The organism is Niabella drilacis (genome assembly GCF_900101395.1).
GTDB lineage: Bacteria > Bacteroidota > Bacteroidia > Chitinophagales > Chitinophagaceae > Niabella > Niabella drilacis.
In genome coordinates, this window is sequence record NZ_FMZO01000012.1 from 85,260 (window position 1) to 102,774 (window position 17,515).

General features: G+C 49.2%; 14 protein-coding genes. 6 read left to right on the forward strand and 8 right to left on the reverse strand.

All coding sequences use genetic code 11. The annotated features are described in order from the left end of the window. Positions 1–137: 137 nt before the first annotated feature. The 6 genes from BLS44_RS18910 (at position 138) to BLS44_RS18945 (ending at position 5,327) form a co-directional block, all read left to right on the forward strand. Positions 138–335, forward strand: coding sequence for a TetR/AcrR family transcriptional regulator (locus tag BLS44_RS18910; RefSeq protein WP_090391798.1), 198 nt, complete (start codon positions 138–140; stop codon positions 333–335). A gap of 1 nt (position 336) precedes the next feature. Further along, positions 337–1,347, forward strand: coding sequence for a penicillin-binding transpeptidase domain-containing protein (locus BLS44_RS18915; protein WP_245729278.1), 1,011 nt, complete (start codon positions 337–339; stop codon positions 1,345–1,347). Positions 1,348–1,875: 528 nt separating this feature from the next. Next, positions 1,876–2,757 (forward strand): AraC family transcriptional regulator, encoded by an 882-nt coding sequence (locus BLS44_RS18925; protein WP_090391800.1) that lies wholly within the window; start codon positions 1,876–1,878, stop codon positions 2,755–2,757. Positions 2,758–3,233: 476 nt separating this feature from the next. After that, complete coding sequence (locus tag BLS44_RS26640; protein ID WP_176954477.1) at positions 3,234–3,371, forward strand: hypothetical protein; 138 nt, start codon at positions 3,234–3,236, stop codon at positions 3,369–3,371. Between the two features lie 189 nt (positions 3,372–3,560). Continuing rightward, positions 3,561–4,415, forward strand: a complete 855-nt coding sequence (locus tag BLS44_RS18935) for a hypothetical protein (RefSeq protein ID WP_090391802.1) — start codon at positions 3,561–3,563, stop codon at positions 4,413–4,415. 459 nt (positions 4,416–4,874) lie between these two features. Beyond that, positions 4,875–5,327, forward strand: coding sequence for an SWIB/MDM2 domain-containing protein (locus BLS44_RS18945; RefSeq protein WP_090391804.1), 453 nt, complete (start codon positions 4,875–4,877; stop codon positions 5,325–5,327). Positions 5,328–5,406: 79 nt separating this feature from the next. Here the strand turns inward: BLS44_RS18945 and BLS44_RS18950 are convergent, their stop codons facing one another. The 8 genes from BLS44_RS18950 to BLS44_RS18985 all read right to left on the reverse strand — a co-directional run bounded on the left by BLS44_RS18950 (position 5,407) and on the right by BLS44_RS18985 (position 17,480). Next, a complete protein-coding gene (locus BLS44_RS18950; RefSeq protein ID WP_090391805.1) occupies positions 5,407–6,588 on the reverse strand; it encodes an InlB B-repeat-containing protein in 1,182 nt (393 codons plus the stop codon). A gap of 12 nt (positions 6,589–6,600) precedes the next feature. Then, complete coding sequence (locus BLS44_RS18955) at positions 6,601–7,284, reverse strand: SGNH/GDSL hydrolase family protein (protein ID WP_090391806.1); 684 nt, start codon at positions 7,282–7,284, stop codon at positions 6,601–6,603. A 16-nt stretch (positions 7,285–7,300) separates the two neighbouring features. Continuing rightward, positions 7,301–9,163 (reverse strand): beta-L-arabinofuranosidase domain-containing protein, encoded by a 1,863-nt coding sequence (locus tag BLS44_RS18960; RefSeq protein WP_176954478.1) that lies wholly within the window; start codon positions 9,161–9,163, stop codon positions 7,301–7,303. A gap of 20 nt (positions 9,164–9,183) precedes the next feature. After that, complete coding sequence (locus tag BLS44_RS18965; RefSeq protein ID WP_090391808.1) at positions 9,184–10,290, reverse strand: glycoside hydrolase family 99-like domain-containing protein; 1,107 nt, start codon at positions 10,288–10,290, stop codon at positions 9,184–9,186. Between the two features lie 20 nt (positions 10,291–10,310). After that, complete coding sequence (locus BLS44_RS18970; protein ID WP_176954479.1) at positions 10,311–11,939, reverse strand: RagB/SusD family nutrient uptake outer membrane protein; 1,629 nt, start codon at positions 11,937–11,939, stop codon at positions 10,311–10,313. A gap of 11 nt (positions 11,940–11,950) precedes the next feature. Next, positions 11,951–15,442 (reverse strand): TonB-dependent receptor, encoded by a 3,492-nt coding sequence (locus tag BLS44_RS18975; protein WP_176954480.1) that lies wholly within the window; start codon positions 15,440–15,442, stop codon positions 11,951–11,953. Between the two features lie 199 nt (positions 15,443–15,641). After that, positions 15,642–16,802 carry a FecR family protein gene (locus BLS44_RS18980; RefSeq protein ID WP_176954481.1) on the reverse strand — a complete coding sequence of 387 codons (1,161 nt, stop codon included), beginning with the start codon at positions 16,800–16,802 and terminating at the stop codon, positions 15,642–15,644. Positions 16,803–16,880: 78 nt separating this feature from the next. After that, positions 16,881–17,480: an RNA polymerase sigma factor gene (locus BLS44_RS18985; protein ID WP_090391812.1), complete on the reverse strand. Its 600-nt coding sequence runs from the start codon at positions 17,478–17,480 to the stop codon at positions 16,881–16,883. Positions 17,481–17,515 lie beyond the last annotated feature (35 nt).

Here is a 17,515-nt window from a genome sequence, read left to right on the forward strand (position 1 = left end):
AAACAGCAGCATTTAAGTTGTTCCTTTGCATTGATGTGCTTATGGCGCTACTGAGCCTGTTAAAGTTTTCATACCGTTGCCCCCTATGAAATTCATTTATTTTAACTACCATTAAAGAAAGCCAATACTTTTGCCGGATGCCAAAGACCGTTACCAATAAAGAACCCCTTCTGAAGAATTCGCTGAAAGTGTTCTTAAAAAACAGGGGGTACCACACTACCTTATCTGGGCTGGCGAAAGCAAGCGCCCCTTTTTATTACTCCTTCAAAAACAAAGAAGACCTGATGAAAGCAATATTGATCTACGCCCGGCAGCATATAATCTTTCCAGAATAATATGAGTGCAGCGATAAGATCCATTGGGATATATGTGCCGGAGCGGCAGGTCCCGAACCAATACTTTGAAACCATCCCGGACACTTCCGATGAGCGGACCAGCAGCCGAACGGGAACCCTTTGCACCACAGCAAAACCAACCACTATGATAAAAAGAAAATTCCTTACCGGCCTGATGCTCCTTTTTGTTACAACATCCGTTATAAACGGCGCCTGCCAGCCGGCGTCTGCCGGCAAAGCGGACAAAAAGGCAAACGCGCCTGTCATCCGGCCCGGCTTTCAAAAGTATTTTAAAGAATGCCAGGTCAATGGAGCTATTGTTATTTATGACAATGCCAAAGCGCGATGGATCGTTTCTGATACAGTAGCCACAAAAAAAGCAACGCAGCCCGCCTCTACCTTCAAAGTGATCAACCTGCTCATTGCGCTGGAAACCCAAACCATTCCGGATGAAAACTATATCGTTAAATGGCCCGGCTGGACCGATACGGCAAAGTATGGTTACCGCCCGGATATTTACCATGATATTTCAGTAAAAGAAGCGTTTGAAGTTTCTGCAGGCTGGGCTTTTGTTGAGCTGGCAAAGAAGATCGGCCGGGATCGTTATAAGAAGTATCTTACCGCATGCGGGTATGGGAACGGGAACCTTTCTGAAAAGGATGCCGACTTCTGGAACTTTGGTCCTTTCGCTATTTCGCCACAGAACCAGGTCGCTTTTTTAAAGAAGGTCTATGATGGCAATCTTCCTTTTTCAAAGCGCAACCTGGATATCCTGAAAAAAGTAATGGTAACAGATACCCATCCGGGATACACCATCCGTTCCAAAACCGGGTGGACAAGAGACAAGGGCATTAATACCGGCTGGTGGGTCGGGTATATAACCACAAAAGACAATGTTTATTTTTTTGCTACCCGGCTGCTGCAGGACCGGAAAAACAACCGGGCCGATTTTGGCAGTTGCCGGAAGGAAATAACACTGGCTGTATTAAGGGACCTTGCCATTATCCCCTGATTCTAAATTTGTGATAACGGCGCCGACCTTATTCCCGGCAGCCTGCGGGAGCCCGGCTGTCGAAAACAGGGCCGGCTTCCTTTGGCTTACCGTGCAAAATAAAAAGGGTCATTACAGGCCACAGGAACCCATTGCCATTGGTCTGCATTTTTACCGATATACCCGATACCGGGCCATGGAAAATGAAACCAGAGGCACAACCCCAACGGGACAACATATATAAGCCTCAAATACAGCATCCCGGCAGACAAGGCCCGGCTTCTTATTGGGAAACCCAAGGGAAAATATGCAGCAACGCTTATTTACTCCGCCGTTCCCTACTGACCGGGGTTCGCCAGGGCGAATTCCCTGCGGGGGCTATCCTGTTTATATACCTGCTGCCGGGCAGCCATTTGCCGGGCGGGCCGCCGATTTTTTTTAAAAACACTGTAGCGCCCCTGTATTAAAATGTGACAGGGACGCTTATTTTTGTACCCGTAAAAAATACAAACAATCACCGGCCCATCTTAACGACCCAGACCCATCAGCATGAAAGAGCCTCAAGTATTCCAGCACACCTGCACACCTCAAAAAAACCACCAGATCAGTGTAAGGACCATCAAAGAGCTGCTGAACCATATGCCCCGCCAGCTCCACCAGCCACACCGGTCAAATTTTTGCATAATACATCTTTATACGGAAGGCCATGGCATACACCAGGTCGATTTTAAAGACATAGCAGTAAAGCCGGGCCGCATGGTATTTATCTCAAACGGACAGGTGCATAACTTCGACCCGCATGCGGACTATGACGGGTTTGCGCTGATGTTTACAGATGCCTTTTTTAGCCGCGCTGATTTTTACCGGCAGTTCCTGCACAAAAGCGCCATGTATCATGATCCCCTGCAACCCTTCTACTTTGATACGGGAGACCGGTTTGAAGAACTGAGCAGCCTGCTGGGATACATGATGCAGGAGCAAAAACGGCGGGTAGATGAGTTGCAGGAGCTGACCCTCCATAATTACCTTGCCAATATTTTATTCATAGCAGAGAGGAAGTACGGGCCCCTGCAAAGAAAAACGCATTCGCCCGGCGATAATGGCGTTGTAGCGCGGTTTAAGACATTGGTAAATACCCACCTAATGGAGCAATGGCCGGTAAAGCAATACGCCCGGGAACTCAATATTACCCAGCGCACGCTTGAGAACGCTTTTGTAAAGGCCGAAGATACCACTCCGAAGAAATGGTTAACAGAACGAACCATACTGGAGATCAAACGGCATCTTTGCTATGAAGAAGCGCTTCCTATAAAGGGAATATCCGACCGGCTCGGGTTTAAGGAAGTTTCCAACTTTGTTAAATTCTTTAAAACAGAAACGGGCCTTACTCCTGCCGGCTTCCGGAGTTCCTTAAAACAGGTACAGGAATAATTCCTGCAGCACCTTCGTGACCCTATCCTATTATTTCGCAATTTCATAATAAATAAAACAGGAAGGATGGCAGAACTTCATCCTATTTGAGATGTAGCTCAAAAGTAACCTTACAGCGCATTGTCATTCTGACCCGATAGCGATCAAATGTGTCTCTGGGGATTTTGGGTAACCAGGGCATAGAATTGGTACTGTTTCCATATAGAACTGCCAAACCGCTGTTTTTCCCGGGCGGCCATCATAAACCCGCAGGGGGTTGTATCTGATTCACCGCGCGTGAAACGCGGGGTGAATGATCCGGTTCCTGCTTAAACCTCTGCCGGAGGTGACCACTGAGGAACACGGTCCCCGGCGGTATCTAAGAAGTCCTATAAATCGCTCCCAGGACCTTTGTCAGCTGGTCTTCTAAATCTTTGTCGCCGGTATAAATGATCTGTTTCATTGTATCAACCTCTAAATGTAAAAAATGAATGGCTTTGGCTTTGACATTCCCGGGATCACGCAGGAGAAGGAAAGCTGCAGGGATGGCCCTGCTCCTGGCAGCCTTTATTGCCGTTACCACGATCAGCTGCAGCAGGAACAACGAAGCCATCACTGCCGGTGAAGATTACTAGATAAGGGTTGCACAGGTAGATAAGGATGGAGCTACTACCTACTCGAAAATCGTAAAAGTGCTGAAGGATTAGCAATCCTGCAAAATACCTGTATAAAGGATCCTCTGTATCATATATTACCACGCGCCCGGAGGCAAAGCCCTGACCGGCAGGACGTTCTTATGTCTTTTTTTATTTACTTTGCTCCTTATGAAAAACCGGTTTGTATTATTGATGGTCCTTTTGCTTTTAAATAGATCCGCTCCGGCACAGTTTGAGGGATATTACATCGCAAAACCTATTGACGGCAGTAACGAAAAGACGCATTTCATTCTTGAAAAAACGGGGCGCTTCCATATCTTCAGTGAAGACCGGTACCTTGAGGGAACATGGAAAGCCGTTGAACGGAATAAAGCCCGTTTCGTATTCGGGGCAACCGACCCGGTGGATCTTTTTGTATCCGGAGGAAACGGCCATGCCGGGCAGATCTGTTTCCGGGGTTTTGGAAACCGGGAAGCGTTCGTGCGCATCGGGCCGTCCGGAGAATCATTCCGCCCAATTTATAAGGAAGCGCCCCGGTGCGCCTATGAATACTATACCTACATCCCTGTTAACAGGAAAGAATGCCATGAAATAACGATCGCTATAAAGCAGCCCGGCCAGGACAGGAATGCCCCTGCTTTTTTATATACCTACCAGATCCCCGAGACCTATGATGAAATATATGCCGTTGTGAACGACAACACGGTCTCCCGCGAACGTAACCTCAGCATAGAATACCGGGATGGGCACTATAAGATAGGGTCCGTTGAACTGGAAAAGCAGCAGACCGGACCATCATCCCTTACACAGGTGCTCCGGGAGCGGCGGGAGCAATTAAGCAGGCACCAGATCAAAGCCTTCCGGAAGGAGCTGTATATAAAAAAGGGAACGGTGGAAAAGATCCTGCCCGGCAGAAGCCGTAAAACCATCCGGGTGGCCGGCAATCCGGTTATAGAAGTCGTTTGTCCGGATGAAAGCCAGCTGCCGCAATTGACCCTTCCTCCACCCCGGATACAGCCCTGACCCGGCCGTATTGTTCGCCATTTCATTACAATATTTCGCTTTAACCTAAGGCAGTTCCTTAATAAAGCTAAAACAACCCCGGCGCTCTGTTGCTGTTTGCAGCCCCGGGCTGCTGCGGCCTTTTACCCCTGTGAAAAGTAACCTATGAATAGCAATACAGCCCTGTATAAAGCAGACATTTCAGGGGGCCGATCCGGATATCCGGCGCCTCTACTTCGGGAAACGGAGGTTAAAAGAGGAACAAAAATAACCGGGCCTTGCTGCCCCAAACAGCAAAATGCAGCAATAATTCGGCACATAAAATTGAGTTTCATAGCATTAGATCAGAATCAGCTTTTTTACCTGTTTTGAAGTATTTGCAGGATTTTAAAAATATATCAACCCGATATATCTTATTATTAATCGATGTTTTGCTAACTTTATTACGTTATTCTAAATTTCACAACATAACCCATTATCATGGCAACAGCGAAAAAATCTGCTGCAAAGAAAACAGCACCCAAAAAAGCGGCCGCTAAGAAAGCAGCTCCCAAAAAAGCAACAAAAGCTCCTGTAAAAGCGGCCCGCCCTGCGGCCGGGAAAGCAGCCGTAAAAAAGGCAGCTCCCAAAAAAGCAGCCGCAAAAAAAGCAGCACCTAAGAAAGCAGCTCCCAAGAAGAAAAGAAAGATCAATCCTGCCCTGCTGGTGCCCCTTACGCCCAGCGCTGCACTGGCAGCTGTTATTGGCAACAAACCAGCATCCCGCCCGGATATAATTAAAAAAATATGGGCCTATATCAAAAAACAGGGACTGCAGGATACAGCCAATAAAAGGATGATCAACGCCGATGATAAATTAAAAACATTGTTTGGCGGTAAATCACAGGTATCTATGTTCGACCTGGCCAAGATCGTAAGTGCTAATGTAAAATGAGCTATGGCTTAATTGCAAAAAAGGGGAGCAAAGCAGCTCCCCTTTTTTGTTGCAATCATGACGGCAACCAATGAAACAATCAGTAGCCCTGCAGGATACCGGCCCATTGTCCGTATTCATAATCCTGCATCACCAGCCGGATTCCTGCCAGGAAGGCCTGCCGGACCTCTTCCGGTACCCGTACAGATCCGGGGAAATATCCTCCAAACAGCCACACCCCGCCACCGGGCAGGTAGTCGTTTATAATTACCGGTGAAGAAGCCCTTTCAAATGTTACAGATTGTAACGCGCTGCACCCGTTCAACGTGTACTTGCCAATGTACTGCAAAGAAGGCGGAAACGATATTGTCTTTAGCGAGGCTGAAGAGATGACCGCTTCATTGGAAGCATTGGATACGAGCTTCTCCAGCTGGCTGTTTGCTGCAAAAGCAAATTGGATGAGCTGATCACATTGTTCAAAACTGACCGGATCCAGTTGTTTGATCCCGGGAGGCAGGATGATAGAGGTAATGGCAGCAAACTTAAAAGCGCCCGTTCCTATTTTCTCCACGGATTCGGGCAGGATAAATTCTTTAACTGCTTTTCCTGAAGGGAACCCCGGTTTACCCGGCTGGTTTAATCCGTTGGCCAGCACAAACCAATCCGGGATGGTCTTTACCCCTTCAGGGATGACCACTGTCGTTGTTCCCTCCGGGGGCGCACAGGACAGCAGGTTGCCAGCCGCATCAATGTTAAACCACCCCTGGGGTGAAGGTTGCACCCACCGGGCATACAAAGTAAGATCACTGACGATCTTCGTGTTCATATTATAGATATTCGTCAGGCCCTCATCGGCATACCAGCCCACAAAAACATACCCTTCCCGGCCCGGCTTCTGCAATGACAGCGTGCGGCCTTCTATCACATCTACCGGATCGATAGCGCCGCCGCCATTCATCCGGAAGGTTACCCGGTGCAGCGGATAGATCCATTTGGCATACAGCGTCAGGTTCCCCGTAACAGGGGTGTCAAAATTGAAGCTGTCTTTTAACCCTGCATCTGCAAACCATCCTCCGAACTTACCTCCATCCGCAATGATGGGGTCCGGGAACAGCCTGTTTAACGGGATCCGCTCTCCGGACCGGACCTTAACAGGCGCTATATTCATGCCTCCGTTGGATTCGATGCTTACTGTAAATAGCGGGACATCCGACTGCTTTTTGCAATGCGTAAAGCCCATGCAGCAAAGCAATAACATTGAGATCATTTTAAACTGTTGCATACTTGTGTTATATTAGAAATCGTTTTTAATTACATTCCAGATCCTGTCGCTGATATTCTTCATGCCCTTATCGGATGGATGATTGGCCACCCCTTCGTTTTCGAACTGCCCGATGGCGGCATTTGTTTTATCATTGGCAAACAGATCTTCAATAGGCACATGCGGTAAACTATGTGCCTGTGCATATTTCCTGAGCATGGCGTTTACAGGGGTTGGCCAAAAGCCTTCCGCAATAACGATCTTCGTCTTATTGAGCGGCGTAAGCGCTTTCACCAGCTTATCAAAGCTTTCAATAAATCCGGCTTCCATGCCGGCTTCATATTTTACGTTCTCCGATATTTTAATAATCAGCAGGTCTGCATCTTTGTACCTTGCAACCTGCGACAGGTCATAGGTGTTGTAATTGTTTTCATAGGCTGCTATACTTCCCCATACCACTGTTGCACCGGGGGCCTTCTGCTGAATATCTTTCTTAAGCAGGTGTACAAAATCGCATTCCCTGCAGCTTGCCGCCATTCCCCAGTCGTGTAACCAACCAATTTTTTCGCTTGGGGGGTGGGCTACAATGCTGTTGCCCAAGATCACCACGCGTTGTATTTTTCTGTGCCGGCCTACCGCCCCCCGGTCGCTGACGCAGGAAAGGCTTCCTAATAAAAGGAACAGGTATGGCCATATTAAAAACCGTTTTGTTATCATAACTATTTTATTTTTTTTACCACCAGGTGTCCCGGTCGGCTGTTTCAATAGTCCGGGGAAGCCATACCTGGTAACGGTCTTGGGGATCCCAGCTATTTCCGGCCGATCCAAAATCGCAGAATTGAATTTTGCGGAAGAACCCCGGATCATCGTGATAGATACCCGATAGCGCCGTTACCGAAAAGTTCATCCAGGCAAACCCGTTATCGGGTCCGGGGGTCAAAACGACTCTGTTGTCTTTTGAATGTTCAATAGCAACAGAGGCATCTACAAACCCATCGTTAAACCGGCTGTCCCGGGCCAGTACTACCGGGCCTCTTACAAGGGCAACGTGGTTATTGAGCACAACCAACCTGCCTTCCAGTTCCAGCTCCAGTTTTACACGGTCGCCTTTTTTCCAGCTGCGGTTGAGGCGGGCGTAATTCCCCGAAATATCCGGGTTGTTTATTTTTTCCCCGTTTACATAAACAGTGCAGGTCCTGCTCCAACCCGGGATCCGCAGTGCCAGCGTAAACCCGGCGGGTTTTCCGGCATCGATCGCCAGTTCAACGGTTCCCGTTTTCGGGTACCCCGTCCGCACACGGATTCCTATCTTATTCTTTTTATTCAACGCAACTGCTGCATCCAGATCCGTGTAAAGATTTACGGTAACCAGGTCCTTACCAACTGCCAATGCGGCACCTGGCAAAGCCGTAAAACCTCTTGGCCCGTTTGCCTCACAGCAATTCATATCCATACCACATTGCCGTTCTCCCGATCTTCTGAAACCGCCTAAAGAAATATAGGAGGCAATCGCCCGGCCGTCGTTCTTCATGGATGCCTGGAGGGCGTTGTAAGCTGTTTTTTCCAACTCATCCATATAGACAGATTTCCCCGTCAGCTGGTATAGCCGTTCACAAAACTGCATCCAGGTTACGGTAACGCAGGTTTCATTGGATGCAAAAGCCGCCACCGTCTGGTTCTTTGCCCCATGCCAGAAACACTCGTTTGCGCTGGCATTGCCGGCAACCGTTAGTTCCTGTTCCATGATCTGCCTTGCCGTATTTTCGGCCGCGGCCAGGAAACGCTGATCGCCTACGATCTTATAAAGCTCCAGCAGCCCGATGTAGCAGGACATCATCTCATAGGCCTTGCTTCCGTTCTGGGTCCATTGCGCGGCCTTGGGCACCGGCAAAAAACGGGATGCTACCGGCGTATTGTTCAACGCCTTTGAGATAAGCTGCGGGCCTGTTTCCGTTTCCCACTGCCGGACGATGTAGTTGGCAAAATCCAGGTACTTTTGATCGCGTGTATTCCGGTACAGGTAAACAACCGGTTCCAGAACAGAGCCTGCAGCCATGCCCCTGTAATTACCCAAAGTTGCTATATTGGCCCGCCCGGGACCTACCTGGGAAAGCAGGTGATCTGCCATTTTTTTACAGGCTTCCAGGGCTGCCGGATCGCCGGTAATGGCATAATAGGCCTGCAGCCCCAGTAAACTGTATTTGCGCCCCCATACATCCCATTCTGCCAGGTATGATGAAGACCGGTAATTGCCGATGTAGCCATTGGAAAGCTGTGTTTTCATCAATGCTTTGGCCCCCTGCCTGATCTTCCGGAGCAGGGCTTCGCTCCGGTTGTACCGGTACGCTTCACAGGCGCCCAGGGTCCACTTTCCCCAGAATTCGCTCTGCCATTTTGAGGTTTCATTTTTATGCCGGAAAGGTTCTACCAGGTAATCCGGGTCCTGGGACAGGATCCTGTTGGTAATGCATTGGTCGATCCTTTGACCCAGATACCCTTCCAGCCGCAACGATGTTACCTGTGCACTGTCTTTATCACGGGCCTGCCCCGGAATACCGGCCAAAAGACCTGTCACCAGGAATATAGTTCTGATCATTTTCATATTTATACCGGTTTCTATTTCGCTAATACTTTTTTTATGGCATCCAGCCTGGCCGCTCCTTCTTTTTTGGTAGGTGTAAGCCAACTCCCCTCGCCATTCTCATTCCAGGCGTATATGAACAGTAAACCGCCCAGTACTTTTGACCGGTTCTGTTGTGCCCAGTTGACGGCATCCGTCAGATGACCGGCGAGCTTTTGCGGTGTAACACCCGTATACCAATAATCGGAGGCGGGTATGGCCGGGTGATCTTTTGCCCAGGGGCGCATGTCATACCCCGCACCAAGGGTTGGTACATAAGGCAGGTCGGATGCTGCACTTATTTTTGTCCAGACCTTCCGGTCGCCCTGCACCAGGTTCTGATAACCGTTTTCACCTGGCTGCAGCCTACCGTCATCCGCATTGTTATACGTGGTAATAAAATCGAACCCGCTTGCTTTGATCCTGGCGGCGGCCGTGGGATCGGAGGGAATGGTCCTTGCACCAATTAACAGATCCCCCGCCCCCGCAGCCTTTGCCTGCTGCCGGTACCGGGCAAATGCGGCTTTTGTACCTGCTTCGCCTCCCAATCCCTTTATGACCTCATCGGTATTAAAGAAAACAATGATCGGCCTGCCCTCAACTTTTAAATAGTTGGGCTCTTTGAACAACCGGACCGTTCGGTTACAAACCGTTTCCCAATTAGCGGCAGACACGGGATGGCAGGACAAAAGAAAAAAATCCAGCTCGTTCTTATTGGGCGCGCTGAGAAAAAGATCCAGGGCCTTATTCAGGTTATCCATATAAGCGGAGTTGGCCACAAGACTGTTCTCATACCAGCAGAATCCCCAAAATGACAACCCTGCGTCGTGTGCATAGCGGATCTGGTCCTTCATAACGCCGGGAGCATCCTCCCGCCAGCCCCAAACGGGCTCCCGCTCTGCATAGCTGCTCACCAGCGTTGGGCTTATATGGAAGGTGTGACCTGCCGCATCATCCGGAGGAAAGCTCCATCCGCCAAAATACCAGGCCCCTACCCGCACTTTACCCGCATTGTCTTTTACGGGAGGTGCTTTTACCTGCGAATGGGAACAGGACCCGCAAAAAAACAGCATACTGTGTACCAGGAAAAATAGCTTTTTCATAACTTTTTGATTGTTGGCGGTTAGTAACCGGGATTATTGGGTTTCAGGTTAGGATTGGCTATTTCATCTTCTTCCGGCACCGGGCTCCAGATCTTCTGATCGGTAATATTGCTTACCAGCTGGAGCGCCCCGTTCCTGTTCCATACACCAAAAGTGGTAGACAAAGATTTGATCCCGGATTCATACCGGTTAAACCGGACCAGGTCAAATTTCCGTTGCTGCTCAAAGCACAGCTCTCTTGAGCGCTCTTCTAAAAGCTCCGAAACAAAATCCGTTCTGCCGTACAGACTTTGCAGGTCTTCCACTTTGTACCCTGCATTTTTAACCAGCGCCCTGGCCCGGATCTTTTTCAGCACATCGCGGCCTTTTGCATCGCCCTCAAAATGTGCTGTAACTTCCGCTTCCAGCAGGTACAGATCCGCCAGACGCAAAAGAGGATAATACCCTACATAATAATCATCATGTTTAATGGTCGTTTTTACATACCGGAACTTGGTAACACAGTAGTCGCCATCATACGCTTCCCCTCCCGCGCCCACATGCAATTCCTTTGGTATGATATACGTGTTACCATCAATAACCTGGGTTTTTACGTCCCCATCTGCCAGCCCGCCAACCACCCAGTTTCCTCTTGCATCCATATTCCGGTTATAGTTGGAATACACTTCCTGTGTAGGACGGCAGGTGCCCCAGCCCCCTCCTTCGCTGCCCACCGGCAACTGGTAATACATAAGCCCAAACCCGATTCTTTTATTGGGAGAAGGCGCAATAGTGAGCAGGATCTCTTCCTTTTGCTTATCGAGGGAGCCTTCCACGAACAGGCTCCTGTAATCATCTGTAAGTTTAAACGGGCTGTTGGTTTCAATATCCCGGATCAGCTGCCCGGCTTTTGTATACATTTCATCTGCATTTACCCAGCTGAAACTATTCAGGCCAAACCCCAGGGTACCGCCCACATTGTATTTTTTACAGCTGGCCAGGTAGCAATACAATTTTGCCAGGTAGCCGGCGGCGGACCATTTGGATGCCCGGGTAATATCCAGGGGCCTGCCGCCGCTGATGTGCTCATACGCATATTGCAGGTCTGTGATCGCCTGGTTCATGACCCCTTCCAGCTTATCGCGGCTTTTATCCGCAGCATGAGGTACATCGGTATAAACCGGAACACCACCAAAGATCATACCCAGGTACATATAATGCCAGCCTCTTAAAAACCGGGCCTCGGCTTCGATCTCTGCTTTGCGGTCTGCATCCATATCAATACCACCGGTATGGTGCAGCAGTTCATTGGCAGCATAGATCCCCGTATACATTTTTGACCAGATATCCCGGATGTTTTTATTGCTTTTCACAACGGTTCCATTGATGAACTGGTCCATATTGGATTCGGGATCGGGGGTCGAATAGGGATTGCCGACAATTTCATCGGTGCCCACATTCCCGATGAGAAACATACCGCTCCTGTAATTGACAGCATAACTTTCTCCCAATATCCCATAACAACCGGTAAGTGCCACTTCCAGATCGTTAGCATTGCGATAAAAGTTCGTGTTGGAGGTAAAGTCCAGCGGTTTGGAGTCCAGGAATTTTTTACAGCCGGCCAAAACGGTCAGCAGCAGCATCACGCCAAAATAAAATATCTTTTTCATTGCTTGCATTCTTAAAAGTTTATCGTTACACCTACCTTATGCGAAGTAGCTCTCGGGTAGCCAATAATATCAAATCCGGTCAGCAGCGGGCTGCCTGAATCCACCTCCGGGGTATAACCGCTATAGGAGGTTACTGTAAACAGGTTATCGGCCACATAGTAAAACTTACAGCTGTTCACTCCCAGTTTTTTAGCCAGCGTTGGCGAAATAGTATATGAAAGGTGTACATTTTGCAACCTTAAAAAAGTGGCATCCTCCACATAGTAGTCGCTGGGCAGGGCTGCCAGGGAGTTATAATACCCCGGATCGGAATACGCCGGTCTTGTGTTGGTAGGGTTATCCGGTGTCCACCTGTTATTCCAGAAATCCCTGGTTATGTTATAATACTCCCCGGGGAACCCGCCTTCCAGTTCAAACTTTGTGGAGTTAAATATTTTTCCACCCAACGCATATACAAAGAAGAACCCGAATTCAACATTTTTATACTTAAAATTATTCCCGATGCCCCCGTACATTTTAGGATCGCTTCTCCCGATGATCGTTTTATCAGCCTCTGTTATTTTGTTATCGGCCGAGCCATCCAGGTTTTTGAACTTCATGGTTCCAGGGCGCGCTTTTCCCAGGTTACCGGGATCAACGATCCCTTTCTTAAGAACCCAATCCCGCTCCTGCCAGGGTATATCGGGATCATTGGGAGCGCGGACGCCCATTTTATCAACCCATCCGTCAAAATCCTCCATCTGGTAGATACCGTCCATCCGGTAACCATACATAATACCGATTGGCTGCCCTACCATGATGCGGCCAACATCGTTGATCTTGATATAGGAAGAGCTCCATGAATTGGCGCCGATAGGTGCTACCTTTAAACCATTGCCGATATCCACCACCCTGTTCCGGTTGGAACTGAAGGTCAGCGATGAGTTCCATTCAAACCGGCTGCGGGAGATATTCCTGGTGTTCAGCGACAGCTCAATGCCTTTATTATTGATCTTCCCGAGGTTTTGCCACTGGGTCTTAAATCCGGATTGAGAGGGAATGATCGCCTCATAAAGCATATCCGTGGTACGCTTGTCGTACAGGTCAACCGTAACTCCCACCACTCCTCCGAAAACAGAGAGGTCCATCCCCAGGTTGTATTGTGTGGTGGTTTCCCATTTCAGTTCCGGGTTGGGCATGGATGCAGGAATCAGCCCCAGCTGGTCTCCATAAAATGCATTGCCCATGCGGGTCAGGTAGCGGAACTCGGGAATATTGGAATTACCGGTCATCCCATAGCTTAAGCGAAACTTCAGGCTTTCGAGGTTTTTCCAGTTCTTTAAGAAAGGCTCGTCGGATGCGATCCAGGCCAGTGCCGCGGAAGGAAAATACCCCCAGCGGTTGGCTGTTCCAAAGCGGTCGGACCCATCCGCACGGATGCTCGCCGTTAACAGGTACCTGTTAAAGATGCTGTAGTTAACACGCCCCAGGTAAGAGGCCGCCTTCATTAAACCGGCACCCGAAGACGCCTGCTGTATGATGACCCCCTTATCCAGGTCATAGATCCCCGTTGTTTCATCATCAAAATTACTTTTCACAATCACGTTGTTCTCATACCGGCTGCCATTGAGTTCAAAGGCGGTTAAGACATCCAGCTTTGTTTTGTTCTTAAAGGCTACATTGTAACTCAGGCTATTGGTATTGCTCCATCCCATCCAGCTGGCGTTTGATATAGCCGCCCGGCCTTTCAGGTAATATCCCCAGGGCGTTTCCTTTCCATAGAACTCGGCCGTTTTTGAAGGCACGATCGTTCCGCTTATTGTAGAGGCCAGGTAAAGCCCGTTCAGTATCCGGTAGCTCAGGGTGGTGTTGGCCGATACATTGGGAGAAGCAGTGGTCTTATCTACATGCTCCAGGTTGGCTGTGGGCATCTTCCATCCCCCCTGGGTCTGAACCGCAAGCGGGTTCGAAAACACCAGGGGTTTTGAGATCAATGCCGTCTGCAAAATGCCCATATTATTATAACCGTCGCCGGATTGTGCCGCGCCGTTGTATTGTGAATAAGAGGAGGAAAGCCCGAGTGAGAACCGGAACCGGTTCTTGCTGTGGTCCATTTTCAAACGCATATTGTACCGGGAGTAATCATTTTTTTCAAGGATCCCCTGCTCTTTATTATACCCCAGGCTTGCCGAATACTTTGTATAGTTTGTGCCGCCGGTCACGGACAGGTTATGGGCGGTTGAAATGGCAGTCCGGTACATTTCGTCCTGCCAGTTATATTCCGGCAATGCATAAACATCACGGGGCTCCAGTTTGGAGAGATCTCTTTCACCGGCATTTAAAAAGAACAGCCAATCTGTAAAATACCCGAATTCATACCGCTTCCTGTCCGGCATCAACGTCCAGTCCTTCCTGTAATCCAGCCACTCATCCCCATTCAGCATTTCGATGGTCTTTGACCGGTAGGCGATCCCTACATTTCCATCGTAGCTGATAACAGGCTCTCCTGTTTTCCCCTGGCGGGTGGTAACAATGATAACGCCGTTTGCGCCCCTCGACCCGTAGATGGCCGTGGCAGAGGCATCTTTGAGCACATCGATCGAAACGATATCTGCCGGGTTGATCGAGTTGAGCGGGTTGCGTTGCGCACTCTTTCCAAAACGCGAGGATGCGATGGGGGCTTCACTTTCATTGACCTGCACACCATCGATCACAAAAAGCGGGGTGCTGCTTCCTGCCAGGGAATTAGCTCCGCGGATCAGCACTTTGGATCCCGTTCCCGGTTCGCCGGACCCGGTGGTGATCTGTAGCCCTGCTACCCGGCCCTGCATACTGTTGAGGAACGAGCTGCCCTTTGTTTCCTGCAATACATTCTCCTTGATCCCCGCAACAGCTCCCGTCAGGTCTCTTTTTTTAACGGTACCATAGCCGATCACGACCAGGTCTTCCATTTTCCGCTCTGCGCCTTTGAGCTTTATGGCCATCACCTGCTGTCCGGCTACGCTAACTTCAAGGGTCGTATACCCTACATAGGATATCACCAGTACGGCTTCTTTCTCCACGTCTCTTAACTGGAATCTTCCATCCCTGCCGGTTGTCGTCATCCGGGCGGTGTTCTTAACCGCTACCGTGGCGCCATAGAGCGGGGCCTGGGTCTCTTCATCGGTGACCACACCGGTCACCATAATATTGTCCGGCAGGGTTATTCCCGCTTTTGTCTCCGGCAAAGGCGCTCTTTTTTTCAAAACGATCATATTATCAATCAGCTCATAGGACAGGTCTGTCCGGCTAAAGAACACATCAAGTGCTTCCTTTAACGGCACGTTCTTCAGGGATACCGGCGAACGGAAATTCCTGTTAATAACCGCATCCCGGTACACAAATTCCACATTGGCTTTCTGCTCAATGATTTTCAAAAACTCCTTAATTGAAACCTGATCCTTTTCGATCGAGATCTTTTGCGCATTTACAGCGGCAAACAGCTGCAGGGAACCAAACAACATCAATGCAATTGTCATTTTCATAATCAGAACCATTTTCAGCAACAAATGCCGGGCGGCACGATTGCTATAAGCAAGCATTTTCATACATTTGACACATGGGTTTGTTAAAATAATAATTATCGGCTTCGAGATTATAGCAAACGAATCCTACTGCCGGGGGTGTTGGCCCACCTCCGGCTCATTCATTGCAAACAATCTTTTATTTTATACGCTGTTTAAACTATTTCTTTCCTTTTATTACAACAATCCTGTTCCCTTCTAAAAGGAAATGCACTTCCTCCGTTTGCTCCAGTGCATTCAGTATGACATTGGCATTCTTTTTCCTGGATATGGATCCCGAGAAACCGTATTCAGGCACCGGCCCCCGGTATGTTATTGCTACGTTATACCACCTGCTGATACATTCCATAATATGCTGTATCCGTTCATTGGAAAACCGGTAGCGGCCTTCTTTCCAGGCCAGCACCTCGCTCAGATCCGGCTGGTCGATCACTTCCCTGTTACTTTGCTGATCATACCAGTACCGCTGTCCTGGTTTTATAAACCTCTGCTTTGCATCCCGATCAACCCTTACCGATCCGGAGATCAGCGTAGTCTTAACCTGTTCCGGGTGATACGCCTGTATATTAAAAGAAGTACCCAGTACCGTTACATCCAACGCGCCGGTCTTCACTACAAATGGTTGCCGGCTATTGTGCACTACTTCAAAATACCCCTCGCCTTTAAGCTCCACGATCCTTTGCCCTCCTTCAAAATGATCCGGGAATTTCAGCTCCGAAGCAGCATTGAGCCATACCTTGCTGCCATCGGGCAATTGCATCCGGAAGAATCCCCCGGGCGGAACATGAAGGGTATTACAGGCCGCGGTACAGCCTGCATTACCGGTGTTATAAACAAGTATACTATCCTTCAAACGGGCCAGCAGCCGGCCCTCCCTCGAGCGCACCGTATCCGCCTGCCCTTCCAGCGCAACGGATTCTCCGCCCGGTAAGGTCAGATAAGCTGTTCCCCCTGCCGGCCGGATATCCGGCGCTTTTACCATGGGCAGGCCCTGCTCTTTTGAAGGAGTAACACCCGCATTTTCCCAGAGCAGTGCAGCACCGGCAATCAGCAATAGCATTGCGGCAACTCCGGACAGCCAGCGCAGGACCAGGGTCCTCCTTCCTGTTTTCCCCGGTTCCTTTTTTTGAACACCGGCCGCGGCTATCTCCTGTAGTATCCTGCTATATAACCGGTCCCCGATCTCCTGCGCCGGAAGCTGCAGCGGCTCACCCGATTCCACTACCCGGGAAAACCACGCTTCCACAAGCAGCTTTTCCTCTTCGCTACAGGTACCGTTAAGATAACGTTTCAATATGGACGAGGCAATTTCAGGATTCATGATCTGCATTCATATATATAGTCAGGTAAAGGACAGCCAGGGGGTAAATAAAATGATTATTTTTTTTGCCGTCCATTGTTATAATACCCGGCAACACTCCCATAACACCCACAGGGGAATGGCACTACAGGCAAGCGCCTCCTTTATTAGTTTCAGCGCATGCTGGATATGCTTTTTCACCGTTTCCGCCGAAATGTTCAGCAACTCGGCAATCTCCTTATGACTGAGTTGCTGCTGGCGGCTCAGCTGGTACACCTCCTGCATTTTTGGAGGCATTGCATCTACCGTTTTGCCAATCAATACGTTCATTTCCTTTAAACGCAGTGTTAGTTCAGGAGTAAGATGCGCCGATTGAACAGCTGTATCTGCAAACAGGGCAAGAAAATTTCTTTGGGTAATATGCTTTTCTATGTAATTAATAGCTTTGTACCGGACACTGGTCTCCAGGTAGGCAGCAAGTGAGCCCCTGAGGCGGATCTCCCTGCGCCGGTTCCACAGGGAAAGAAATACTTCCTGCAGGATATCCTCCGCATCCTGCTGCTCACCAATAGCTCTGAACGCGGTCGTGTATAATTTTTTCCAATAGCGGTCATAGATGAGCGCAAATGCCTCCTTATTATCCTGAGCGATCAGCTCGATCAGCACGTCGTCCGGGTATGTCTTTTCTCTTAAAAGCATTTAGCAGCCAAAGTAAGCGATAAAGGTACGGGATT